Annotated in this window: 21 protein-coding genes; 13 read left to right on the forward strand and 8 right to left on the reverse strand. The window is 65.3% G+C overall.

Going from position 1 to position 24,690, the window contains the following annotated elements; translation table 11 throughout:
* Positions 1-16 precede the first annotated feature (16 nt).
* The 8 genes from fdh3B to BM136_RS15915 all read left to right on the forward strand — a co-directional run bounded on the left by fdh3B (position 17) and on the right by BM136_RS15915 (position 7,182).
* The gene (fdh3B, locus tag BM136_RS15880) at positions 17-685 is read left to right on the forward strand and encodes a formate dehydrogenase FDH3 subunit beta (RefSeq protein ID WP_092972929.1); all 669 of its coding nucleotides are present in this window, start codon (positions 17-19) and stop codon (positions 683-685) included.
* On the forward strand, positions 682-927 hold the full coding sequence (locus BM136_RS15885; RefSeq protein ID WP_092972931.1) for a hypothetical protein: 246 nt from the start codon (positions 682-684) through the stop codon (positions 925-927). Before fdh3B ends, BM136_RS15885 begins: the two co-directional genes overlap by 4 nt.
* A 31-nt stretch (positions 928-958) precedes the next feature.
* Entirely contained in the window at positions 959-2,122 is a 1,164-nt protein-coding gene (locus BM136_RS15890; RefSeq protein WP_092972933.1) for a formate dehydrogenase subunit gamma, read from the forward strand.
* Positions 2,123-2,157: 35 nt separating this feature from the next.
* Complete coding sequence (locus BM136_RS15895; protein WP_092972935.1) at positions 2,158-2,475, forward strand: hypothetical protein; 318 nt, start codon at positions 2,158-2,160, stop codon at positions 2,473-2,475.
* A gap of 82 nt (positions 2,476-2,557) precedes the next feature.
* Positions 2,558-3,100 (forward strand): superoxide dismutase family protein, encoded by a 543-nt coding sequence (locus tag BM136_RS15900; RefSeq protein WP_092972937.1) that lies wholly within the window; start codon positions 2,558-2,560, stop codon positions 3,098-3,100.
* A gap of 90 nt (positions 3,101-3,190) precedes the next feature.
* Positions 3,191-4,066 carry a formate dehydrogenase accessory sulfurtransferase FdhD gene (locus tag BM136_RS15905; RefSeq protein WP_092972939.1) on the forward strand — a complete coding sequence of 292 codons (876 nt, stop codon included), beginning with the start codon at positions 3,191-3,193 and terminating at the stop codon, positions 4,064-4,066.
* 196 nt (positions 4,067-4,262) lie between these two features.
* Complete coding sequence (gene dcd, locus BM136_RS15910) at positions 4,263-4,829, forward strand: dCTP deaminase (protein WP_012762552.1); 567 nt, start codon at positions 4,263-4,265, stop codon at positions 4,827-4,829.
* A 73-nt stretch (positions 4,830-4,902) separates the two neighbouring features.
* A complete protein-coding gene (locus BM136_RS15915) occupies positions 4,903-7,182 on the forward strand; it encodes an arginine/lysine/ornithine decarboxylase (RefSeq protein ID WP_092972941.1) in 2,280 nt (759 codons plus the stop codon).
* Positions 7,183-7,255: 73 nt separating this feature from the next.
* Here BM136_RS15915 and argH read toward each other — a convergent pair whose 3' ends face one another.
* From argH to BM136_RS15930, 3 genes are all read right to left on the reverse strand, one after another.
* Positions 7,256-8,671: an argininosuccinate lyase gene (argH, locus tag BM136_RS15920; RefSeq protein WP_027680809.1), complete on the reverse strand. Its 1,416-nt coding sequence runs from the start codon at positions 8,669-8,671 to the stop codon at positions 7,256-7,258.
* Positions 8,672-8,775: 104 nt separating this feature from the next.
* Positions 8,776-9,495, reverse strand: a complete 720-nt coding sequence (locus BM136_RS15925; protein ID WP_092972943.1) for an anti-sigma factor — start codon at positions 9,493-9,495, stop codon at positions 8,776-8,778.
* Entirely contained in the window at positions 9,495-10,142 is a 648-nt protein-coding gene (locus BM136_RS15930; protein WP_092972945.1) for an RNA polymerase sigma factor, read from the reverse strand. The genes BM136_RS15925 and BM136_RS15930 overlap by 1 nt, the downstream gene beginning before the upstream one ends.
* Before the next feature lie 205 nt (positions 10,143-10,347).
* Between BM136_RS15930 and BM136_RS15935 the strand changes: the two genes are divergently transcribed.
* Positions 10,348-10,953 carry a ferritin-like domain-containing protein gene (locus tag BM136_RS15935; protein ID WP_092972947.1) on the forward strand — a complete coding sequence of 202 codons (606 nt, stop codon included), beginning with the start codon at positions 10,348-10,350 and terminating at the stop codon, positions 10,951-10,953.
* A 33-nt stretch (positions 10,954-10,986) separates the two neighbouring features.
* On the opposite strand, the gene BM136_RS15940 is transcribed toward BM136_RS15935, so the two are convergent.
* The gene (locus tag BM136_RS15940) at positions 10,987-11,871 is read right to left on the reverse strand and encodes a LysR family transcriptional regulator (protein ID WP_092973031.1); all 885 of its coding nucleotides are present in this window, start codon (positions 11,869-11,871) and stop codon (positions 10,987-10,989) included.
* A 101-nt stretch (positions 11,872-11,972) separates the two neighbouring features.
* On the opposite strand from BM136_RS15940, the gene BM136_RS15945 reads away from it, so the two are divergent.
* Complete coding sequence (locus tag BM136_RS15945; RefSeq protein WP_092972949.1) at positions 11,973-13,424, forward strand: MFS transporter; 1,452 nt, start codon at positions 11,973-11,975, stop codon at positions 13,422-13,424.
* Here BM136_RS15945 and ppc read toward each other — a convergent pair whose 3' ends face one another.
* Positions 13,425-16,433, reverse strand: coding sequence for a phosphoenolpyruvate carboxylase (ppc, locus tag BM136_RS15950; protein ID WP_092972951.1), 3,009 nt, complete (start codon positions 16,431-16,433; stop codon positions 13,425-13,427).
* 108 nt (positions 16,434-16,541) lie between these two features.
* Here ppc and hemC point away from each other — a divergent pair, with 108 nt between their 5' ends.
* From hemC to BM136_RS15965, 3 genes are read left to right on the forward strand one after another with little or no spacing between them, the layout of a single operon-like run.
* Complete coding sequence (hemC, locus tag BM136_RS15955) at positions 16,542-17,558, forward strand: hydroxymethylbilane synthase (protein ID WP_092972953.1); 1,017 nt, start codon at positions 16,542-16,544, stop codon at positions 17,556-17,558.
* A 15-nt stretch (positions 17,559-17,573) separates the two neighbouring features.
* Entirely contained in the window at positions 17,574-19,712 is a 2,139-nt protein-coding gene (hemDX, locus tag BM136_RS15960) for a fused uroporphyrinogen-III synthase HemD/membrane protein HemX (RefSeq protein ID WP_092972955.1), read from the forward strand.
* A gap of 2 nt (positions 19,713-19,714) precedes the next feature.
* Entirely contained in the window at positions 19,715-20,908 is a 1,194-nt protein-coding gene (locus BM136_RS15965) for a heme biosynthesis protein HemY (protein WP_092972957.1), read from the forward strand.
* Between the two features lie 46 nt (positions 20,909-20,954).
* On the opposite strand, the gene BM136_RS15970 is transcribed toward BM136_RS15965, so the two are convergent.
* From BM136_RS15970 to BM136_RS15980, 3 genes are all read right to left on the reverse strand, one after another.
* Positions 20,955-22,289: an MFS transporter gene (locus tag BM136_RS15970; protein WP_092972959.1), complete on the reverse strand. Its 1,335-nt coding sequence runs from the start codon at positions 22,287-22,289 to the stop codon at positions 20,955-20,957.
* A 122-nt stretch (positions 22,290-22,411) separates the two neighbouring features.
* Entirely contained in the window at positions 22,412-23,170 is a 759-nt protein-coding gene (locus BM136_RS15975; RefSeq protein ID WP_027680820.1) for an SDR family oxidoreductase, read from the reverse strand.
* A gap of 39 nt (positions 23,171-23,209) precedes the next feature.
* Complete coding sequence (locus BM136_RS15980) at positions 23,210-24,646, reverse strand: aldehyde dehydrogenase family protein (protein WP_092972961.1); 1,437 nt, start codon at positions 24,644-24,646, stop codon at positions 23,210-23,212.
* Positions 24,647-24,690 lie beyond the last annotated feature (44 nt).

Raw genomic sequence — 24,690 nt, forward strand, 5'->3', positions numbered from 1 at the left:
GGACGGGGAGATCAACATGGCACGCATGAAATTCATCTGTGACAGCGAGCGCTGCATCGAATGCAACGCCTGCGCCACGGCCTGCAAAAACGAACACGAAGTGCCCTGGGGCGTGAATCGGCGCCGCGTGGTCACGATCAACGACGGCATGATCGGCGCGGAGAAGTCCATCTCCGTGGCGTGCATGCATTGCTCCGATGCGCCGTGCATGGCGGTCTGCCCGGTCGACTGCTTCTACCGCACCGAAGATGGCGTGGTGCTGCACGACAAGGACGTCTGCATCGGCTGTGGCTACTGCTCCTATGCGTGCCCGTTCGGCGCGCCGCAGTTCCCGAGTCAAGGGACGTTTGGCGTGCGCGGCAAGATGGACAAGTGCACGTTCTGCGCAGGCGGCCCCGAGAAGAACGGCAGCGAGGAAGAATTCGAGAAGTACGGGCGCAACCGCCTTGCCGAAGGCAAGCTGCCGCTTTGCGCGGAAATGTGCTCGACGAAGGCGCTGCTGGGCGGAGATGGCGATGTGATTTCCGACATCCTGCGCAATCGCGTCATGAAACGCGGGAAGGGCGCGGAGTTGTTCGGGTGGGGCACGGCTTACGGCGGTGCGCAAGGTAAGGGCAGCCAAGCAACGCCGGCTACCCCTGCCGCGCCCGCCGCGCCTGCTTCAACGCCGGGAGCGCAATCATGACCGCCCGAGCCCGATCGACCAGTCTGCTGATCGCCCTTGGCGCTGCGCTGTTGCTCGGTGCCTGCGGTGAACGCTCGCAAACCGCATTTGCCTCGCACCGCAAGGACGACGCGCCAGCCTACAAGGGTGCAGAAGGCGATCCGTTCATGGCCAAGAACTGGACACCCGGTGACCGCACGAGCTGGGAAAACCAGATCCGCGCGCGCGGCCAGTACCAGAACGAGTACAACAAGACGCCGTGACGCCATGACACGTACGAGCGGAGGTTCGTCCATGGGCACTTCCTGGAAACATCTCGTGATGGCCGTGTTGCTCGGCGGCGCAGCAGCATTGGCGAGCGCGCAGCAGCCGGCGAGTGCGCCGGCAGCCAACAACGCGCCCGTCAATCCGGCCGTACAACCGGCGCAGCCGTTCTCCAACATCGTCTCGGAGAACGTGTTTGATCTGCAGAAGCGCGATCTCGCCAAAGAGGCGCACGACCAGACCGGCCGCCGCACCACGCAACCCGGCAACAACGCGCCTGTCTGGCGTGAGGTGAACTCTGATCAGGCGCATTACGCCAGCATTCCCGGGCTCGAAGCCGGCGTGCTGATCCAGCGCACAGGGCAAAAATGGCGGTTGTTCCGCAATGGCGTGATCACCGTGTGGGGCGGTTGGCTCGTGGTGCTGGTGCCGCTGCTTATCCTGGGTTTTTTCCTCTGGCGCGGCACGATTCCACTGAAGGAGGCGCCCACCGGCCGCAAGATCGAGCGCTTCACACCCACCGAACGCTATGTGCACTGGACGATGGCCATCTCGTTCGTCACGCTGGGCGTGTCAGGCATCGTCATGCTGTGGGGCAAGCATTTTCTGCTGCCGATCCTCGGTCACCAGTTGTTCGGCTGGCTGACGTACGTGCTGAAAAATCTCCACAACCTGGTGGGGCCGCTCTTTACAGTCAGCATCATCGTGGCCTTCGTGATGTGGGTGCGGGACAACCTGCCGCGCAGCGGTGATTTGAAATGGCTGCTGAGCCTGGGCGGCATGTTTGCCGGAGAGCATGGCGCCGAAGTGCCGTCGCACCGCTTCAATGCGGGCGAGAAACTCTGGTTCTGGGGCGGCCTCGTCGTGTTCGGGCTGGTCCTGTCGGCCTCGGGCTGGATGCTCGATCGCATTGTCCCGGGCGTGGATTACTACCGCAGCACGATGCAACTCGCCGAGGTCATTCACGCGATTGCGGCGGTTGGCATGATCTGCATGTCGCTGGGCCACATCTACATGGGCACGATCGGCATGGAAGGCGCTTATCGCGCCATGCGTGATGGCTATGTCGATGAGGCCTGGGCGAAGGAGCACCACGAGCTCTGGTACGACGACGTCAAAGCCGGCAAGATCCCCGCGCAGCGGTCGCAACCGCCTGTGCCGCCAGCGCCGAGCGAGCAGCCCGCCAAGTCATGACGCCATCGACCTCAACCGATTCAAGGAATCTCACCATGCATGCATCCGCTCTGAGCCGCGCCGCAGGTATGGCACTTGCTGCCGCCATGCTGAGCCTGACAAGCGGACTGGCCGGCGCCAAGCTGCCGGCACCGACGGAAGAACAGAAGGCACAGGCGGATGCGGCGAAGGCCAAGGCAGCCTGGGGCGACAAGGTGGCCGCGTTCCAGACGTGCAAGGCCCAGGACAAGGTGGCGGCGTCCTACCAGGCTGGCGGCAAGGCTGCGCATACGCAACCGGGCGCGCCGTGCGTTGATCCGGGGCCGTTTGTTGCGCCGGTGCCTCCAGCATCTGCACCGGCGGCCAAAGGGTGAACCGTTGTTGCCAATGTTGCGTGTTCATCATCCGGCAGTACAATCGTCCGCTCCCCGAGTGAACCCTGACTGGAGGTGACACATGAAGCAACTCGTGATTGCACTCGCCGCGATCGGCCTGATGGCTGGCTGCGCATCGAATACCGCATCGACGGCCAAGGCGGCCGATTCGGGCATGGCGGCCTCGGCCGTGCTGGCGCCCAAGAGCGGCAGCACCGTGCAGGGCAGCGTGAAGCTGGCGCAGCAGGGCGACAATCGGGTTGCCATGGCTGTGGATATTTCGGGCCTGCCGGCCAACGGTATGTTCGGTTTCCACGTGCACGAGAAGGGCGATTGCTCGTCGGCGGATGGCAATAGCGCCGGCGGCCACTTCAACCCGACAGGCCAGCAGCATGGCGATCCGCGTAGCGGCGCGCACCATGCTGGCGATATCCCGATGCTGCAATCCGATGCCAACGGCAAGGCCGTCGGCTCGATCGTTCTTTCCGGCGTGACGCTGTCGCCTGGGCCCACCAGCCTGGTCGGCCATGCGCTGATCGTCCACGCAGGCAAGGACGACTACATGACCCAGCCCACCGGCAATTCCGGCGGGCGCATCGCCTGCGGCGTGATCGTGGCGAACTGATCGCCCGCACGCGGTACCTGCTCCCGCGCAGGTACCAGCCGCACCATGCGCACGCTTGCCGTGCGCATTTTTATTTGAACGAAGACATTGATGCCGCTGCGCCCCGAACTGACCAACGCTTCCGTTCCACTGCTCGACGAGGTTGAAGTGCTCGACGAGCTGGGCCGCGCACGCAATGTCTACATCCCCGGTGAACGCCCGCTCACCGTCTACCTCGACAAGCGCGAACTGGTCACCCTGATGACGCTGGGCGGCGCGCCCGAAGCGCTCGTACTCGGTTATCTGCGTAACCAGCGCCTGGTCAGCAGCATCGACGACATCGCCTCCATCCAGGTCGACTGGGAAACCGAATCCGCTGCCGTCACCACGCGCGGCGGCATTGCAGACCTGGATGAGAAGACCGCCCGCCGCACCGTGACCACCGGTTGCGGGCAGGGCACCGTGTTCGGCTCGCTGATGGACGAAATCGACGCCATCTATCTGCCACCCGACGCGCGCATGACGCAGACCACGCTGTACCGGGTGGTCGACACCATCCGCCTGCAGCAGTCGATCTACAAGCAAGCGGGCTCGGTGCATGGCTGCGCGCTGTTCGATGCGCAGGGCGGACTGCTGCACTTCATCGAAGACGTGGGCCGCCACAATGCCGTGGATGCCATTGCCGGCCTCATGTGGCTTGAAGGACTGAGCGGCGGCGACAAGATCTTCTATACCACCGGCCGCCTGACCTCCGAGATGGTCATCAAGGGCGCGCAGATGGGCATTCCGTTTCTGCTGTCGCGCTCAGGCGTCACGCAGATGGGTCACCAGATGGCCCAGCGGGTCAATCTGACGCTGTTCGCGCGGTGCACTGGGCGGCACTTTCTGCTTTATACGGGGCGGGATCGTTTTGTGGCCGAGCCGGAGGTGGCCGGCACGGTCGGGCCGCGCGGGGAGCTTCCCCAGCCGGCGGAATCCGGCCGCTGATCTGCCGGCGTTTGTTCGGATAAGGCCCGCGCAAGCCATCGGCCGCTACGGGGTTTTCCGTCACAGGTTTGGGAGTACAATCCGCGTTCCAAACCGGCCCCAGCCGCGGGCCGGCCTGCTGGCGTGACCAAATGGGGACAGTTTTCGCACCGCGAAGCCTGCCCCCATTTGTTCATCCAAGGTATCTGGACGCTCCATGAGCATCAAATCCGACAAGTGGATCCGCCGCATGGCCGAGCAGCACGGCATGATCGAGCCGTTCGAGCCCGGTCAGGTGCGCGAATCCGAAGGGCGCCGCATCGTTTCCTACGGCACGTCGAGCTACGGCTACGACATCCGCTGCGCCGACGAATTCAAGATCTTCACCAACATCAACAGCACCATCGTCGATCCGAAGAACTTCGACGAGAAGTCGTTTGTCGACTTCAAGGGCGATGTGTGCATCATCCCGCCGAACTCGTTCGCGCTGGCCCGCACGATGGAGTACTTCCGGATCCCGCGCACCGTGCTGACGGTGTGTCTGGGCAAGAGCACGTACGCGCGCTGCGGGATCATCGTCAACGTCACGCCGTTCGAGCCCGAATGGGAAGGCTACGTGACGCTGGAGTTCTCCAACACCACGCCGCTGCCCGCCAAGATCTACGCCGGCGAAGGCTGCGCGCAGGTGCTGTTCTTCGAGAGCGACGAGGAATGCGAAACCTCGTACAAGGATCGTGGTGGCAAGTACCAGGGCCAGCACGGTGTGACGCTGCCCAAGACCTAGTTTTTGTAGTCCGTTTCCGCGCGTTCAGGCGTATCCGGAGCGGTGCCTTTAGCTTCATCCATAAGGAACCACGATGAAATTCCGTTTTCCCGTCATCATCATTGACGAGGACTTCCGCTCCGAGAACATCTCCGGGTCGGGCATTCGCGCGCTGGCCCAAGCCATCGAGCAGGAGGGGATGGAGGTGACTGGTCTCACCAGCTATGGTGACCTGACCTCGTTCGCTCAACAGTCGAGCCGCGCCTCCACCTTCATCGTCTCGATCGACGACGATGAATTCATCAACCCGGACAACGACAAGCCGGAACCGGAAGCGGTTGAAAACCTGCGCGCCTTCGTGGCCGAGGTGCGTCGCCGCAACGCCGACATTCCCATCTTCCTGTACGGCGAAACGCGCACCTCGCGCCATCTGCCGAACGACGTGCTGCGTGAGCTGCACGGCTTCATCCACATGTTCGAGGACACGCCCGAGTTCGTGGCCCGACACATCATCCGTGAAGCACGCAACTACCTCGATTCACTGCCGCCCCCGTTCTTCAAGGCGCTGATCGACTACGCGCAGGACAGCTCGTATTCGTGGCATTGCCCGGGGCACTCGGGCGGCGTGGCGTTCCTGAAGAGCCCGGTGGGGCAGGTGTTCCACCAGTTCTTCGGCGAGAACATGCTGCGCGCCGACGTCTGCAACGCTGTGGAAGAACTGGGCCAGTTGCTTGACCACACGGGCCCGGTGGCCGCGTCTGAGCGCAACGCCGCACGCATCTTCGGCTCCGATCACATGTTCTTTGTGACCAACGGCACGTCGACGTCGAACAAGATGGTGTGGCACGCCAACGTGGCGCCCGGCGACATCGTGGTGGTGGACCGCAACTGCCACAAGTCGATCCTGCACGCGATCATGATGACGGGCGCGATCCCTGTGTTCCTGATGCCGACGCGCAACCATTTCGGCATCATCGGCCCGATCCCGAAGAGCGAGTTCGAGCCCGAAACGATCGCCAAGAAGATCGCCGATCACCCGTTCGCCAGCCAGGCCAAGAACAAGAAGCCGCGCATCCTGACCATCACGCAGGGCACGTACGACGGCGTGCTGTACAACGCCGAGATGATCAAGAACATGCTGTCGACCGAAATCGACACGCTGCACTTTGATGAAGCGTGGCTGCCGCACGCGTCGTTCCACCCGTTCTACGAGGACATGCACGCCATTGGTCATGGCCGCCCGCGCAGCAAGGACGCGCTGGTGTTCGCCACGCAGAGCACGCACAAGCTGCTGGCAGGCCTGTCGCAGGCCTCGCAGATCCTTGTCCAGGATTCCGAGACGCGCAAGCTCGATACGTACCGCTTCAATGAGGCGTATCTGATGCACACGTCGACGAGCCCGCAATACTCGATCATCGCTTCATGCGACGTGGCGGCGGCGATGATGGAAGCGCCGGGCGGCACTGCGCTGGTGGAGGAGAGCATTGCCGAAGCGCTGGACTTCCGCCGCGCCATGCGCAAGGTGGAGCACGAATACCTGGGCACGAACGGTGGCAACGGCCGCGGCGACGACTGGTGGTTCAAGGTCTGGGGCCCGAACGACCTGTCCGACGAGGGCATCGAAGACCGCGAAGCATGGATGCTCAAGGCCAACGAGCGCTGGCACGGCTTCGGCAACCTGGCGGAAGACTTCAACCTGCTCGACCCGATCAAGGCCACCATCATCACCCCGGGCCTGGACGTCGACGGCAAGTTCAGCGACTCGGGCATCCCGGCCGCCATCGTGACGCGTTACCTGGCTGAGCACGGCATCATCGTCGAGAAGACCGGTTTGTACTCGTTCTTCATCATGTTCACCATCGGCATCACCAAGGGCCGCTGGAACTCGATGGTGACCGAGCTGCAGCAGTTCAAGGACGACTACGACAACAACCAGCCGCTGTGGCGCGTGTTGCCGGAGTTCGTGCGCCAGTATCCGCAGTACGAGCGCATCGGGCTGCGGGAGCTGTGCGACAGCATCCACAGCGTCTACCAGGCCAACGACGTGGCCCGCGTGACGACGGAGATGTACCTGTCGAACATGGAACCAGCGATGAAGCCGTCGGACGCCTGGGCCAAGATGGCCCACCGTGAAACCGAGCGTGTGGCGATCGACGACCTGGAGGGCCGCATCACCGCTATCCTGCTGACGCCGTATCCTCCGGGCATTCCGCTGCTGATTCCTGGCGAACGCTTCAACAAGACGATCGTGCAGTACCTGCAATTCGCACGCGAGTTCAACAAGCTGTTCCCGGGCTTCGAGACTGACATTCACGGTCTGGTCGAGGAAGAGGTCGACGGCAAGATGGGGTATTTCGTCGACTGCGTGCGCTGAGGTTCAGCTGCACAAACAAAAACGCCGCGCTGATCTAGTCAGCGCGGCGTTTTTGTTTGGAGCGTGCGGCCGATTATTCGGCCAGTGCAGCCCGAGCAAATGCAATGGCCTGCTTCACCTGCTCCGGCGCCGTTCCGCCGATATGGTTGCGCGAAGCGACCGAGCCTTCCAGCGTCAGCACGGCGTGCACATCGTCGCTAATGAGATCGGACTTGTCGCCCAGGCCGCAGATGTCACGCAGTTGTGCCACGGACAGGTCTGCCAAATCACAGCGCAGGTCGTCGCACGCGCGCACGGCGTGGGCAACGGCTTCGTGTGCATCGCGGAAGGGCAGGCCGCGCTTGACCAGGTAGTCGGCCAGGTCGGTGGCCGTGGCGTAGCCCTGCAGCGCGGCGGCACGCATGGCGTCGGCCTTGACGGTGATGCCCGGCACCATGTCGGCAAAGATGCGCAGCGTGTCGACCACGGTATCCACGGTGTCGAACAGCGGTTCCTTGTCTTCCTGGTTGTCCTTGTTGTAGGCCAGCGGCTGGCCCTTCATCAGCGTGAGCAGACCGATCAGGTGGCCGTTGACGCGGCCGGTCTTGCCCCGAGCCAGTTCCGGCACGTCGGGGTTCTTCTTCTGCGGCATGATCGAGCTGCCGGTGCAGAAGCGGTCGGCAATGTCGATAAAGCCCACGCGTGGGCTCATCCAGAGCACCAGCTCTTCGGAGAAGCGCGAGATGTGCGTCATGACGAGTGCGGCCGCTGCGCAGAATTCGATGGCGAAGTCGCGATCGGACACGGCGTCCAGCGAGTTGCGGCACACGCCATCAAAGCCCAGTTGCTGCGCGACGAATTCACGGTCGATCGGGTAGCTCGTGCCGGCCAGCGCGGCGGCGCCCAGCGGCAGGCGGTTGACGCGCTTGCGGGCGTCCAGCATGCGCTCGGTGTCGCGAGTGAACATCTCGACGTAGGCCAGCAAGTGATGGCCGAACACCACCGGTTGCGCGACCTGCAAGTGCGTGAAGCCCGGGACGATGGTGTTGGTGTGCTGCTCGGCCAAGTCCAGCAGCGCGCTGCGCAGGGCCTTGAGCAGACCGACGATGTTGTCGATCTCGCTGCGCAGCCACAGGCGGATGTCGGTGGCAACCTGGTCGTTGCGCGAGCGGCCCGTGTGCAGGCGCTTGCCGGCGTCGCCTGCCATGGCGGTCAGACGCGCTTCGATGTTCAGGTGCACGTCTTCCAGGTCCAGCTTCCACTCGAACGTGCCGGCCTCGATCTCCTGGCGGATCTGCGCCATGCCCTTTTCGATGGCGGCGCGGTCTGCCTCGGCGATGATGCCCTGCTTGGCGAGCATGGCGGCGTGCGCTAGCGAGCCCTGGATGTCGAACAGTGCGAGGCGCTTGTCGAAGAACACCGACGCGGTATAGCGCTTGACGAGATCGGACACCGGCTCGTTAAAGCGGGCGGACCACGCTTCGGCCTTCTTGGCGAGTTGGGAGGTCATGGGCGGACAGCTGGAGGAGCGCGGCCGGCGAGGCGCCAGCCGCAAATTCAGGAAACCGCGATTATATCGCCCGCCGGGCCTTCCGGCCGCCGCGCCGGGGTGCCCTACAGCGTGCTGTCGATCAGCGCGCCCTTGAAGACCACCGGCCCGGTCGGCCCCTCGGGGTTGGGTGAGCCGCCACGCGGTTCCACGCTGATGGCCAGCGCCGGCACCTGCCGCAACGGCTGCGCCACCGTCAGCCGCACGGCGCGCTGGTGCCCGATCACCCCAAGTGACTGAGGATGCCCGCCGGGCGGCAGTGCCCAGAGCTGCAAGGCCTGTTCAGTGTTGAGGGGTGTTGCGTCCAGCCGCTTGAGCGATAGCGTGCCGGTGCGCGCATCCCAGGTGACGAGGACGGCCGCCTGGGCTTGCGCGTCCTGCAGCACGGCCACCGCGTTGGCGATAGGCGCCTCGCGCAATTGTTGCGCCAGCCGCAGGTTCAGCCCGATCGCCACCGCCGCAATCACCGCGGCGACTACGGTGGCGCCGCGCCAGAAGCCGGTGCCTTGCCAAAGCCGTTGCCAGAGCGCTTTTCGTGGTGGCGCCGGCTCGCGCCAGCCTAGTTGCACTTCAACGCGGTACAAAATCTCCGGCAGCGGCGCCGTCGCCGGCTGAAGCGCGGGCAGGTCGGCCAGATAGCGTTGCCAGCGTTCGACCGTGGCACGCACGGCGTCGTCGTGGCGAAGGATCTGCTCGAACCGGCGGCGTGCGCCGTCGCGCAATGTGCCGACCGCGTATTCGGCGGCCAGCTTGTCGACGAGATCGGGGTGGCGGCGCGGGTCCATCAGGGTGCTCCGAGGCATTCGCGCAGGCGGTCCAATCCGCGCCGCATCCAGGATTTGACGGTGCCCAGCGGTAGTGACAGCGCTTGTGCCAGCTCGCTGTGCGACAGGTCTCGCAGATAGGCGAGCGACACGACTTCGCGCTGCTTCGGGTCCAGGCGCTTAAGGCATTCGGCCAGCGCGCGGGCTTGCTGGCCGGCCAGCGCGAGGTCGGCGGGACCAGGGGCGTGGTCGGCCAGGACATCGGCGTAGCTGTCATCCAGCGGCACGGATTCCTGCACGCGCTCGGCATGTTGCCGGCGCAGGCAATCGAGTGCACGGTTGCGCACGATCGTGGTCATCCACGTCATGGGGGCGGCCATGTGGGGGCGGTAATCGCCGGCATGGCGCCAGATGTTGACGAAGCTTTCTTGCAAGACGTCCTCGGCCCAGTCCTTCCTGACCAAGATACGCAGCGCGAGCCCAAACAGTTTCGGTGCACAGCGCGAATATAGCGCGCGCAGGGCGTCGCGGTCGCCCAGGCCGATGCGCTGCAGCAACGCCGCCAGCTCTTCCGCGTCGGCGCTTTGGGGGCGCGCTGCCGCGGCCGCCGTCGGTGGATCGGTGTCTTGCGCGGCGTGGTCGTCGGCGGTGCGCTGGAAGGTGAGCACGTGGGCAGTTTTTTGTGGACGGTTCTGCCCAAAGTGTAGGTAGAAACCGTGGTTGCCGGGGGAATTCACGTGAAAGGTGCTGAGGTATTTGCATCCAGTTGGATGCGCCCTTCGTATAAGTGGTCAGGCGCTGAACAAACGCCCGCGATTCGCATCACGCACCGCACGGATCGCGCTTTTCCCCACATATGCAAGGAGACCGACGATGGACACAACCAAAGAGATGGATCAGTTGGAGAGTGACAGCCCGCGCATCGACGCGCGTCGCCGCGTGCTGCTGCGCGCGCCGGGGCTGATGGCGCTGGGTTCGCTGGCGGCGGTGTCGCTGGGCCAGTCGATGCCTGCCTGGGCGCAGACCCAGTCGGGCAGCGTGAAAGACGACATCAACATCCTGAACGTGGCGCTCGGGCTGGAGTACCAGGCCATCGCCGCCTATCAGGTGGGGGCAGAAAGCGGCTTGTTGCAAAAGCCCGTGCTCGCGACGGCCGTGAAGTTCCAGGGCCACCACAAGGCACACGCGTCGGTGCTGGCGGGCACGGTGTCCAAGCTGGGTGGTACGCCGGTCATGGAAAAGAAGGTGGCGGAATACAACTTCCCGGTCAGCCAGCTCAAGACGCAGGCCGACGTGCTGCGTTTTGCCGCCGGCCTGGAAAAGGGCGCCACTTCGGCCTACTTGGGCGTGCTGCCGAATTTCTACACGCGCGACCTGACCAAGGCCGCCGCCAGCATCCTGGGCGACGAGGCAATGCATTGGGCAGTGCTGCTTTCGGTGTTGGGTGAAGACCCGGTGCCGGTGGCATTCATCAGCTGAAGGGTTTGTTGGGCCGCCACGCCGGCCGCTCGTTTACGGTGTGGCGGTTTTTTTGTGCGCGTCGAACGCTTCGACGATGCAATCGAGCAAGGCCCGCACGCGTGCGGTCTTGTGCAGATCGGCGTGCGTGACGAGCCAGACGTCCTGCATGCTCCGGCGGTTTGGCAGCACGCGCACCAGTTGTGGATACGCTTGCGCGCGGCGGCAAACCAGTTCGGTGATCCCAATGCCTGCGGCCACCGCCTCGAACAGCGCCAGCGCCGAGTTGCTCTGCAAGACGACGCGCCCGCGCGTAATGGGCTCTCCGCAAAGGTCTTCCCACATCCACGGCACTTCGTTGCGCGGATAAAGCACCAGGTCGTGCCCCGCAAAGGCCGTCCCTTCCTCCGGCTCGCCGCGGGCCGCAACGTAGCTGCGGCTCGCATAGATGCCGGTTTCCATTTGTCCGATGCGCCGCGCGATGAGGTCCGGCGAATCCGGCCGCAGCGTGCGCACGGCCACATCGGCTTCGCGCTTGGTCAGGTTGGCAATGCTCTTGGACGCTATGCAGACGACGTCGATGCCAGGATGCCGGTGCCGCAGCGTCGCAATAGCCGGCAACACAAAGGTGGCCGCCATGGTGTCGGTCGTGGCCAGGCGTATCGTGCCGGCGAGTTGCTCGTCGATGCCGGCCACGCGGCGCTCGATGGTGTGTGCCGCCTGCTCCATCGCTTCGGCCGGGCCGATCAGCGCTTCGCCGGCAGGTGTGAGCACCAGTGCGGTCGACGTGCGCAGGAAGAGCTTGGCCGATAGCTCGTCTTCCAGCGCGGCGATGCGGCGGCCCACCGTGGCCTGATCCACGCCCAGGCGCTGTGCCGCACCGCGCAGCGTGCAGGTGCGCGCCACGGCCAGGAAGAAGCGTCCGTTGTCCCAGTTCACATCGGGCTCCGAATATTTGTAGATGAGTGATGCAAATTTGCAGCGTTGCAATGCAAAAACGCTGCTTTTTTGCATGCGTTCTCCAGACTACACTTGGCTGCATGAAATTGCCAAACGGTTCCGCCATGTCTTCATGCCACGCCAATACCTTGGGCGCCGGTCCCCGAGCTGACTTGCAACCCGATCTCAGCCGGTGGCGCCGCAACGCCACGCTGGGCATTCTCACGTCGGGTGTGTTCATGGCGGTGCTCGATACGACCGTGGTCAACGTGGCGCTCATCGCTATGCGCGACAGCCTGCACAGCAGCGTCGCAGAACTCGCCTGGATTGTTGACGCTTACACGCTGGCCTTTGCCGCGTTCATCCTCACAGGCGGTTTGCTGAGCGACCGCATTGGCGCTCGCACCGTGTTCATGGCGGGGATGGCGGTGTTCATCGTGGCCTCCGCCGGCTGTGGGCTGGCGCCTTCAGTGACCACGCTGATTGCCGCGCGCATCCTGCAGGGCGTGGGCGCGGCGATGTTTCTGCCGAGTTCGCTATCGCTCATTCGCAGCACGTTTGAAGACCCCCGTGAGCGGGCCTGGGCCATTGGCCTGTGGGGTGCAATCGTCGCGACAGCCGCGGCCGTGGGCCCTGCGCTGGGTGGCGTCCTGGTTGACTCATATGGCTGGCGCAGTGCCTTCCTGATCAACGTGCCGCTGGGCGTGGTCGGCATGCTGGGCACGTGGGTCATCGTGCGTCACGTGCAGCCTGCACGCGCCAAGCCGTTCGACTGGGCGGGGCAGGTGACGAGCGCGGTGATGCTCGCAGCGCTGTGTTTTGCCGCGATTGAATGGCCGGTGCGCGGCGCGCAATCGCCGTGGGTGTGGGGTACCGCGCTGTTGACGGTGGTGGCCGGGGTGCTGTTCGTCTTGGCCGAACGCCGGGCGCGGGCACCGCTGGTGCCGCTGGCCTGGCTGGGGCATCGCACGCTGGGCGCGGTCAACGGCGTGGGGTTTCTGCTGAACTTCGGCTATTACGGCGCGTTGTTCGTGCTAAGCCTGCATTTACAAAATGTCGAACAGCTGAGCGCACGCCAGACCGGCCTGGTCATGCTGCCAATGGCGGTGAGCCTGTCGGCGGGCAACATCTTCGCGGGCAAGCTGATGGCACATTTTTCTACGCCGACGATGATGCTGAGTGGTCTCTTGATCGGCGCTGCGGGTTTGCTGGCAACGTCGGCTGCGCTGACGGGCCATGTGCACATCTGGGTGGTCAGTGCAACGATGATGGCTTACGGCGGCGGTACCGCGCTGGCGATTGCGCCCATGACGTCGACCATCCTGTCTGCGGCACCGGGCGAATTGGCCGGCACGGCGTCGGGCTTGCTCAACGCCGCCCGGCAGACGGGCAGTTTGCTGGGCGTCGCAGCGGCGGGCGCGGTCGTTACGGTGGTGCCCGGTCTGGCGCATGCCTCGCCGCTGGTGTTTGGCCTGATGACGCTGTCGTACGCCGGCGCGATGGCGATGGCGTGGATCAGCCGTCGCCCGGCCGCCACCGCGCTGGTTGCCTGATCAGCCGCTATTGCGAAGGCCTGCAGCAATCCCGTTGATCGACAGATGGATGCCGCGTCGCACGCGCGCATCGTCACTGCCGGCCTTGCCCGAGCGGAAGCGCTTGAGCAGTTCGACCTGCAGGTGATTCAGCGGGTCGAGATACGGGAAGCGGTTCTTGATGGAACGCGCCAGCAGCGGGTTGTCGGCCAGGCGCTCCGACTGCCCCGTGATGGCGGCCAGCATCTGCTCGGTCAATGTGAACTCCGCCGAGATGCGCGAGAACACCGCGTTACGCAGTTTGCGGTCGTCGCAGAGCTGCGCGTAGCGCGAGGCCACGTTCAGATCGGCCTTGGACAGCACCATGTCCATGTTCGAGAGCAGGTTCGCAAAGAACGGCCACTGCTTGTGCATGCGCTTGAGCGTGGCCAGGCGCGCGGCGCGGGCCTTGGCGTTGCCCGCATCGTCGAGCCAGCGCTGCACCGCGCTGCCGAAGCCGAACCAGCCCGGCAGCAGCAGACGGCATTGGCCCCACGAGAAGCCCCACGGAATCGCGCGCAGGTCTTCAATGCGGCGGTGTTTCTTATCCATCAGCTTGCGCGAGGCCGGGCGTGAACCCAGGTTCAGATCGGCAATCTCGGTGATCGGCGTGGTGGCGAAGAAGTAATCCTTGAAGCCCGGGGTTTCGTAGACGAGATTGCGGTACGCGGCAAAGGCGTTGTCCGACAGCGCCTGCATGGCGGCTTCGAAATCTTCCAGGCCCTTCGGACGGTTGCGCGTGGGCAGCAGCGTCGCTTCCAGCGTGGCGGCGACGATGGTTTCCAGATTGCGCCGGCCGATCTCGGGGTTGGCGAACTTGCTGGAGATGATTTCGCCCTGCTCGGTCAGGCGGATCTGCCCGTTCACCGTGCCCGGCGGCTGCGACAGGATGGCCTGATAGGTCGGGCCGCCGCCTCGGCCCACCGTGCCGCCGCGGCCGTGGAAGAGGCGCAGGCGCACGCCCTTGCGCTCGAACAGCTCCACCAGCGCCAACTCGGCCTTGTACAGCTCCCAGTTGGAGGTGAGGAAACCGCCGTCCTTGTTGGAATCCGAATAGCCGAGCATCACTTCCTGCTCGTTGCCCTGCGCTGCGAGCACGGCATCGAAGCCGGGCAGGGCAAGCAGGTCGCCCATGATCTCGGGGGCGTTGCGCAAGTCCTCAATGGTTTCGAACAGCGGGATCACCATGACGTCCAGCGCGGCGCTGCCGCTGCCATTGGCGCCCGTGCGGAACATGCCGGCTTCCTTCTGCAGCAGCATCACTTCCAGCAGGTCGGACAGCGTCTCGGTGTGCGAAATGATGTAGTTGCGCACGATGCGGTTGCCGTAGCGGGCACGCACCTCACGCGCGGCGCGGAAGATGTCGATCTCCGACGTGGTCTGCTCGCTGTATGCGTGGAACGGCAGCGTCAGCACGCGCGGTTGTTGCAGCTCGCGCAGCAGCAGCGTGCGCTTGTCGGCCTCGGACATCGCGGCGTACGCCCCTTCCACGCCCGCTACATTCAGCAGCTCGGCGACGGTCGCTTCGTGCACGTCCGACACCTGCCGCAGGTCGATCGATGACAGGTGGAAGCCGAACACATCAATTGCGCGCGCCAGCGATGCCAGCCGCGCGTCGGCCAGCACCTCGCCGTGGTGCGCCGCCAGCGAATCGATCACGATCTGGATGTCGGCGCGCAGTTCCTCTGCGTTGTTGTAAGCCGGAGCGGGCCCGACGGCGTGGCGGCCGGCGTCTTCACCGGTCAGCTCGCGGCAGGTGGCAGCCAGGCGTGCATACACGCCAATCAGCGCACGGCGGTACGGCTCGTCCACGCGGTGTTCGGAGTGGTCGGGTGAGCGCTCGGCCAGCGCTTGCAGCTCGGCACTCACATCCACCAGCGACGTCGACATCGACAGTTCCGCACCCAGCGCGTGGATCTCTTCCAGGTACCACGCGAGGATCACGCTCGCCTGCTTCCGTGCAGCGTCGCGCAACGTCGTCGCGGTGACGAACGGGTTGCCGTCACGGTCGCCGCCGATCCAGGAGCCCATCTGGAAAAAGGGTGGCAACGGTGCCGGTTCGCCGCGTGCGCCGCGACGCGGGAAGACCGTCGCGATGTCTTCTTCAAGCTCGCGGTACAGCGCGGGAATTTCGCGCAGGAAGGTGGTTTTGTAATACGACAGCGCGTTCTCGATCTCGTCCGCCACCATCAGACGCGTGGTGCGCAGCATGCGCGTTTGCCACAGCTTGGTGACATGGGCACGCAGCAGCGCGGTGTTGCGCTCGCGCTCGCGCGTGGTGAGCGGCGCGTCGCGCTCGGCCAGCAGGCGGGCGATTTCACGTTGTGCGTCGAGCGTGCTCTTGCGCTGCACCTCGGTCGGGTGGGCGGTCAGCACCGGCACGATCAGCGCGGTTTCGAAGAATCGGCGCAGCACGTCGCCCGACATGCCTTCATCGGCGGCCGACAGCAGCGCGCGCATCAGGCTGCCCGGCTGCGGCGGCGATCCGGCCAGCGCATGCACGCGGCGGCGGCGATTGTGGTGCTGGTCTTCAGCGATGTTCGCCAGGTGCGAGAAATAGCTGAAGGCGCGCACCACCGACGTGGTTTGGTCGCGCGAGAGGGTTTTCAGCAGCCGGTCGAGATCCTGCTCGGCCTGGCGGTCGCCGTCGCGGCGGAAGCGCACGGCGGTCTGGCGGATGGTCTCGACCGTTTCGAAGACGGTGCCGCCTTCCTGGTCACGCAGCACGTCGCCCAGTAGGCGCCCGAGGAAGCGGATGTCTTCCTTCAGCGGCTGATCCTTGGCCGCGGCGCTGCCCGACGAGCGTCGGGAAGTGGGGCCGAGTGATGCGCCGTTGGCTTCGTCCGCCCCATTGGCCTTGACCACCGGTTTGGCGGCGAGCTTGGCAGTCTTGACTGCCTTCGAGGTCTTGCTGGTCTTGGCGGGGGCGGCTGAAGCCTTGCGGGCGGGGGTCGCGCGCGAGGAAGCGCGGCGCGCGGCGGGCTGCGTCATGGTGTCTCCTAGATTGGGTAGGTAAGGTGCCTGAACGGCCCTCTTTTCTGCATCACTTCAACGTGATAGCCGGACTGTCGCGAAAATGCTGCGTGCTACCATTGCCGCATGCCTTCCAACGCCCGCCCGACCTCCCGTCAATCCCAGCTTGCAACGACTCCTGCAGCCCAGGCGCCGACCAAGCTGGTCATTGCCTCGCGCGAAAGCCGGCTTGCCCTCTGGCAGGCCGAACACGTGCGTGCTGCATTGCAAAAATACTATCCCGCGTGCGACGTGTCCATCCTTGGAATGACCACGCGCGGCGACCAGATTCTCGACCGCTCCCTCGCAAAGGTGGGGGGCAAAGGTTTGTTCGTAAAGGAGCTGGAAGTCGCGCTGGCCGAGGGGCGCGCCGATCTCGCCGTGCATTCGCTCAAGGATGTGCCGATGGAATTGCCGGAAGGCTATGCGCTTTCGGCCATCCTCGAACGCGAAGACGCGCGCGACGCCTTTGTTTCCAACGACTACGCCGATCTGGCCTCGCTGCCGTCCGGCGCCGTCGTGGGCACGTCCAGCCTGCGCCGCGAGGCTTCGCTGCGGGCGCGCTTCCCGCATCTGGTCATCCAGCCTCTGCGGGGCAACCTCGATACGCGCCTCGGCAAGCTCGACCGTGGCGACTACGCCGCCATCATCCTGGCTGCTGCCGGGCTCAAACGCCTTGGCCTGGCTGATCGTATCCGCTCGACCATCGCGCCGGAAGAATCGCTGCCAGCAGCGGGGCAGGGCGCGCTCGGCATCGAGATTCGCGCCGATCGTGCAGACGTGCGAGCGTGTCTCGCGCCGCTGCACGATGAGCCCACAGCCCTGGCCGTGACTGCTGAACGCGCTGTTTCGCGCATTCTGGGCGGTTCCTGCCAGGTGCCACTGGCCTCGTTCGCGCAGTGGTCGGACGCCGGCACGCTGCGCCTGCGCGCCTTTGTCGCTTCGCAGGATGGCACGCGCAAACTTGCCGCAGATGGCGAGGCCACGCCATCCACGCTGGCCGAAGCCGACGCACTGGGCGTGCACGTCGCCCAGCAGATGCTAACTGGCGGCGCACGCGACATCCTTGCCATGCTGGGCGCTGGCGCCCCACCCGCTACCTAACTCCCACGGCTCGCCATGGACGACCACTTGCCACCGCGCTTGTCACCATCGTCGCCCGCATCCAGCACGCCGCCTGCTCAACCGGCAACCCCGCCCGTGGTGGTGGTTACGCGTCCGCGCGCGCAGGCGCCCATGCTGGTGGCGGCGCTTGAGCGCCACGGCCTGCGCACGCACCAGTTTCCGCTGCTCGACATTGCGCCGACGCCCAATCTCGACGACTTGCGCGCCGCGTTGGGCGATCCTTCGCGCTATGTGCTGGTCGTGTTCGTCAGCCCTAACGCCGTGCAGCAGGCGTTTGCCGCCATGCCGGAAGGCTTCCGCTGGCCGCAGGAAGTGCCTGTAGCGGTGGTGGGCCCCGCGAGCGCACTGGCGCTCGCCCAGCACGGCGTTGCGCCGCCCGCGCACCGTGTGATCCAGCCTGACACGCATGCCGACGACGCTCGCCAGGATTCCGAAGCGCTGTACGCGAGGCTGGATGTGCCGTCGTTGAGCGGTCGTGAAGTTCTGATCGTGCGCGGCAATGGCGGCCGCGAATGGCTGGCCGATCAACTGCGCGAAGCCGGCGCATCGGTCCGTACGGTGGAGGCGTATCGCCGCAGCGTCCCGGTGCCCGATGCTGCTGCGTGGCTCGCGTTGCGTGCCGTGCTTCCGGCCCGCCATGCCTGGACGCTCACCAGTTCGGAAGCTGTCCGCAATCTCGATGAGCTGGCCCGCGCCAATCTGTCGCCCGCCGATCTCGACACGCTGCACGGCGCGCCGTGCTTTGCTTCGCATGCCCGCATCGTCGAACAGGCCAAATCGCTGGGCTTTCGCGACGTGACGCTCACTGGCGCCGGCGACGACCGGCTGCTCGCCAGCGTGCTCGCCTGGGCCGGGCCGGTATCGGCGCCCGAGCATGCCCCGGCAGCGGTGTCGGCTGAATCAAAATCGTCTACTTCTTCTTCGACTGTGACGCAGACTCCCGTTCCCTTGGCGGCTCCCGCTTCTGCCCCCGCTTCGACACCAGCGCCCGCATCCGCGGCAACCAAGCCGAGCCCGGCCCCTGCGCCTGCTGCTCCGCCGGCTGCGTTTGCGCCCACCATGACGGTCAACCAAGCGCAACGCCGTGGCGGTTGGGTGATCTGGGTGGTGCTGGTTGCGGTCGTGGCAGCGGTGGCCGCGCTGCAGGTGCGCAATGAGCGCCTCGCACGCGAGATCCGTCAGCATGCCCAGACAAATGAAGCGCTGGCGCAGGAGATGCGCGTGCTGTCCCGTGCAGACCAGGATTCGGTTTCCCAACTGCAACAGAAGTTCGGGGCGCTGGACGCCCGCACCGCTGAAACGCGCGATCGCCAAGCCGCGCTGGAGCAGGCCAACCAAGACCTTCTGCGCAACCGTGATGACTGGCAGCGCGCCGAGATTCAGCGCTCGCTGGAGGTCACGGCCGAGCAATTGCAACTGACCGGTAATGTCGCCGGTGCGCTGGCTGCGCTGCAAACGGTCGATGCACGCCTGGCCACGCTCGACAAGCCGCAGTTCAACGCCGTGCGCCGGGCGGTATCGCGCGACATGGCCAAGCTCAAGGCGATGCCGTCGTTTGATCTGGCGGGTGCGACGCTGCGGCTGGATGACGCAATCAACGCTGTCGACACGCTGCCGCTCATCTCGTCGGCCCAGCCGCTGGAGGCGGAACAGGCTGCGCAGGCGCCGCATGCGGCCGCGAAACCCACGAAGAATGCCAAGGCGCACGCTGCGGCCGCGTCGGCGCCGGTTGCGGCGACGCCCCCAAACGCCGGATGGTCGGTGGGTGTGCGCGCCTGGTGGGCCCGCCTGTGGAACGACGTTCGCGACGAGCTCGGCCAGATCGTACAGGTGCGCCGCGTCGATCAGACCGAAGCGCTGCTGCTATCTTCCGACCAAGCGTGGTTCCTGCGCGAAAACCTCAAGCTGCGCTTGATGAATGCGCGCCTGGCATTGCTCTCGCGCAATGACGCTGTGTTCCGTGCCGACCTGGGGCGCGCCGATACGCTGCTCGCACGCTACTTCGATACGCAGTCTTCGCGCGTGACCACGGTGCAGAATCAACTGTCTCAGGTGCGCGCGACGGCCGGCACGCTGCAGGTGCCGACGCTGGCTGACAGCCTTGCCGCCGTGCGCGGTTCGGGCAAGGAGTGAGCATGCGCTGGGTATTCTGGGTCGCGCTCCTGTTTGCCGCCGCCGTTGGGCTGGCGCTGTTCACTGAACTTAACCTGAGCAACGTCGTGCTGTTCTACCCGCCGTACCGGGTCGAGATGTCGCTCAATTTCGTGCTGGCTGCGCTGCTGGCGACGTTCGTGGTGCTGCATCTTGTGATGCGCCTTTTCCACCACGTGGCCGGCATGCCGGCGCGTGCTGCGGCGTATCGCGAGCGCAACCGCATCCTGAAGGCATCGGCCGCGTTGCGCGAAGCGATGGAAAGCCTGTTTGCCGGCCGCTTCGGCCATGCGGAACGCCAGGCGCGCGAAGCCCAGGCCTGGGAGCCGCAGCGTGAGACGGCCGCGCTGATCGGCGCCCGTGCCGCACACCGCATGCAGGAAACCGAGCGCCGCGACGCCTGGATGGCCGAAGTGTCTTCGCCCGATCGTGAGCAGGCGAAACTCGTGTCGATGGCCGAGTTGCTGGTCGACGCCCGCGATGCGGAAGGTGCGCTGGAGAAGATCGCGCAACTGCAATCGCAGGGCTCGCGGCAGATTCAGGCGCAACGCATTGCCCTGCGTGCGCATCAGCATCTGAAGAACTGGAGCGAGGTGTTGCGCCTCACGCGTGCCCTGGAAAAGCGCAACGCCATCCATTCCGTGCTGGCGGCGCGTCTTAAGCAGATGGCGTGCGAAACGTTGCTGGCCGAGCGCCGTCACGATGCCGATGCGCTGAACGGTTTCTGGCGTGAGTTGACCACGGAAGAACGCCGCTCGCCGCGCATTGCTTCACAGGCAGCGCTGTATTTCGCGCAACTTGGTCGCACCGATGACGCCAAGCGCATCGTTGAAGACGGCCTGAAGACGCATTGGGATAGCCGCCTGATCCGCCGCTACGCCGATTGCGCAGTGCCGGGCAAGGCCCTGCCGTTGATCCAGCAGGCCGAGAAATGGCTCGCCCAGCATCCGGTGGATGCCGACCTGTTCTACACGCTCGGCATGCTGTGCTTCAAGGAACAGCTCTGGGGCAAGGCGCAGTCGAACCTGGAGTCGGCATTGAAGTACGCCGATGCCGAGCACTCCGGCAACCTGCGTGCCCATGCGCATCTGGCGCTTGCACAGATGTTCGAGCAGACGGAGCGTATGGAGGACGCGCAGCGCCACTACCGGCAAAGCGCATTGCTTGCCGTGAAATGAAAAAGGCCGGGATGATCCCGGCCTTTTTTCTTGGCGGTGACGGCACCTATTTGTTCACCATCCGTGCCGGCACGGAAAGCGTGAGGATCGCACCCAGCACCATCGACGCGGCCAGCATGTACATGCCCGAATCGGTGCTCTGCGTGGCGTCTTTCAGCCAGCCGACGGCGTAGGGGCTCAGGAAGCCCGCGAGGTTGCCCAGCGAATTGATGAGCGCAATGCCAGCGGCGGCGCCGGTGCCGGCCAGGAATGCAGTCGGCAGGCTCCAGAACAGCGGCAACGTGGTCAGGATGCCCATGGTGCCGAGTGTGAGCGCGGCCATGGCCAGCGTGGTGTCGGTGTGCCACACGGCCGACAGGACAAGCCCGACCGCGCCCACCACCGCGGGAATCGCGATGTGCCAGCGGCGCTCGCGCAGACGGTCTGCGCTGCGGGCCACCAGGACCATGGCGACGACTGCCGCGCCGTACGGGATCGCCGTCAGCAAGCCTACCGAGAGCGGATCGGCCACACCGGTCTGCTTGATCAGGGTCGGCAGCCAGAAGCTCACGCCATACAGGCCCATCACGAAGGTGAAGTAGATCAGGCTCATCAGCCACACGCGCGGGCTGGCCATGACGGTGCGGATGGGCGGGTCCTCCTTCTCGGCGTCTTCCGCGGCGATGTTGCGGGCGAGCAGGGCTTTCTCTTCGTCGGTCAGCCATTTCGCGTGGCTGATGCGGTCGTCCAGATACGCCAGCACGAAGATGCCGACGATGATCGACGGAATGCCTTCGATCAGGAACATCCACTGCCAGCCGGCCAGCCCGTAGACGCCGGCAAATGCCTTCATCGCCCAACCCGAGATGGGGCCGCCGATCACGCCCGACAGCGCAATCGCCGTCATGAAAAAGGTGGTGGTGCGCCCGCGCCGCTGCGCCGGATACCAGTACGTGAGGTACAGGATGATGCCCGGGAAGAAGCCGGCCTCTGCCAGGCCCAGCAGAAAGCGCATCACGTAGAACATGGCCGGCGTGGTCACGAACATCATGGCCGCCGAGATGATGCCCCACGAGATCATGATCCGCGCGATCCAGATGCGCGCGCCCACGCGGTGCAGGATCACATTGCTCGGCACTTCAAAAAGGAAGTAGCCGATGAAAAAGATGCCGGCGCCAAGGCCGTAGATGGTCTCGCTGAACTTGAGATCGTTGAGCATCTGCAGCTTGGCAAAGCCCACGTTGACGCGATCGAGATACGCGACCACGTAACACAGCAGCAGGAACGGAACGAGACGCCACGTCACCTTGCGGTAAGTAGCTTCTTCAAATGCGCTTGTGGACTGTGGCGGCAGCGTGCCTGCGCCGCCAACCGGTGAGGTGGGAGGGGTGGTGATGGCCATCGGGTCTCCAGAGTTATTGTGAGTTCAGGCCGAGTGCTCCTCGTTACCTACCTCGGCCTGGAAAACCGCCACAGCATTCTGCGCTTCTCGGGCGAATGCGCCAAGACGCCCGCCGGCAGGGTTTATACGCAGCGCCCGCCGTCCACTTCCAAACACGTGCCGGTAATGAACTCCGCTTCGTCCGACGCCAGATACAGGCATGCGTTGGCCACATCCTGCGGCGTGGAGAGCCGCCCCATCGGGATCGTCGCCAGGAAGCGCGCGCGGTTCTCGGGGGTGTCAGGTACGCCCATGAACTGCTCGATGAGGCCCGTGGCGCCCATCACCGGGTTCACGCAGTTCACGCGGATCTTGTCCGGGCCCAGCTCGGCAGCCATCGCCTTGCTGGCCGTGATGACGGCGCCCTTGCTGGCGTTGTACCAGACGAGGCCCGGCCGCGGCCGGATGCCTGCGGTGGACGCCACATTGACGAACACGCCGCCGCCGCGCTCCCGGAAGTGCGGGACGATGTGATGCGCCGTCCAGTAAATGCTCTTCACGTTGACGGCCATCACGCGGTCGAACTCGTCTTCGGTGATCTGCAGCAGCGGCTTGTTCTTGTGCGTGGTGCCGGCGTTGTTCACGACGATGTGCAGATCGCCGTAGCGCGCCAGCGTGGCACCGAGCAGCTTGGCAACGGAATCGCCATTCGAGACGTCGGCCTGCACGAAATGCGCATCGCCGCCCGCCACGCGGATGGCACTGGCTACGCGTTCACCGGCCTCCGCATTCAAGTCGTTGACGACGACGCGCGCGCCTTCGCGGGCAAAGGTGTTGGCGATGCCCTCGCCAAAGCCTGAACCCGCGCCCGTGACGATGGCAATCTTGCCGGCAAGCCGCATGGTGTCTCCTCGTGTTGTGGGTGGATGTTGCGTTGTGCCTTAGCCGTGGCGGATGGCGATGGTCTTGAGCGTGGTGAAGCCGTAGAGCGCCTCGAAGCCCTTTTCGCGCCCGTGCCCCGATTGGCCCGTTCCGCCGAAGGGCAGTTCAACGCCGCCGCCCGCGCCGTAGTTGTTGATGAAGACCTGGCCGGCCCTGAGCTTGCGCGCAAGGCGCATCTGGCGGCCGCCGTCGTTCGTCCACACGCCGGCCACCAGGCCGTAAGGCGTGCCGTTGGCTAGGGCCAGCGCTTCGGCTTCGGTGTCGAACGGCATGGCGGCCAGCAGCGGGCCGAACACTTCCTGCTGCGCGAGGCGGTGCGTGTGCGGCACATCGCGCAGCAGCATCGGTGCCTGGTAATAGCCGGTCTCGGGCGCTTCGGGCACCACCTGACCCTGCGCCATCACCGGAATGTTGGCGTGCTGCGCATCCGAGACGAAATCCCACACGCGCTGCTGCTGCTTGGGGTTGATGAGCGGGCCGCAATCCAGGTCCAGCGACGACGGGCCGACCCTGATGGATTCGAACACCATCGCCAGCCGATCCAGCATCGCCTCGTACACGCTGCGCTCGATCAGCACGCGGCTGCCGGCGGAGCACGTCTGTCCGGCGTTCTGGATGATGCCGTTCACCACGGCCGGAATGGCCGCTTCCAGATCGGCGTCGGCAAACACGATCTGCGGAGATTTGCCGCCCAGTTCCAGCGTCACGGGCACATGGTTTTCCGCGGCCGCTCGCACAATGACCTTGCCCGTTTCCGGTGACCCGGTGAACGACACATGATTGATCCCGGGATGCGCCGCCAGTGCGGCACCCGCTTCGTGGCCATAGCCGGTCACGATGTTGAGTGCGCCATCAGGCAGGCCCGCCTCGGCGGCCAGCTCGGCCACGCGCAGGACAGACAGGCACGCGTCTTCCGCCGGCTTGACCACGCACGCGTTGCCCGCTGCCAATGCAGCCCCCACGCTGCGCCCGAAGATCTGCATCGGGTAGTTCCACGGGATGATGTGCGCAGTCACGCCATGCGGCTCGCGCACGGTCAGCACGGTGGTGTCGGCCGGGTAGGGGATGGTCTGCCCGTGCAGCTTGTCGGCCGCACCAGCGTAGAACTCGAAGTAGCGGGCCACGGCGCGGGCGTCGGCGCGCGCCTGACGCATGGGCTTGCCGGTGTCGCGGGCTTCCAGGCGGGCGAGCTCTTCTTCGTGATCGGCCAGGCGCAGGGCCACACGCATCAGCACACGGCCGCGCTCGGCTGGCGGCAACTGGCCCCAGACGCCCTCGAACGCACGCCGGGCTGCGTGCACGGCCACGCTGATGTCGGTGGCGTTGCCGCGCGCAATCTCGGCAAAGGATTGGCCGTCGGACGGATCGAACACCTTGATGCGCATCCCCGAATCGGGCGACATCAGACGGTTGGCGATGAAGTGCTGGGCATGCATGGGGGGTTCCTGCAAAAGATCGGCAACGCGCGATTTTCGCACGG

The organism is Ralstonia sp. NFACC01, from assembly GCF_900115545.1.
GTDB classification, from domain to species: domain Bacteria; phylum Pseudomonadota; class Gammaproteobacteria; order Burkholderiales; family Burkholderiaceae; genus Ralstonia; species Ralstonia mojiangensis.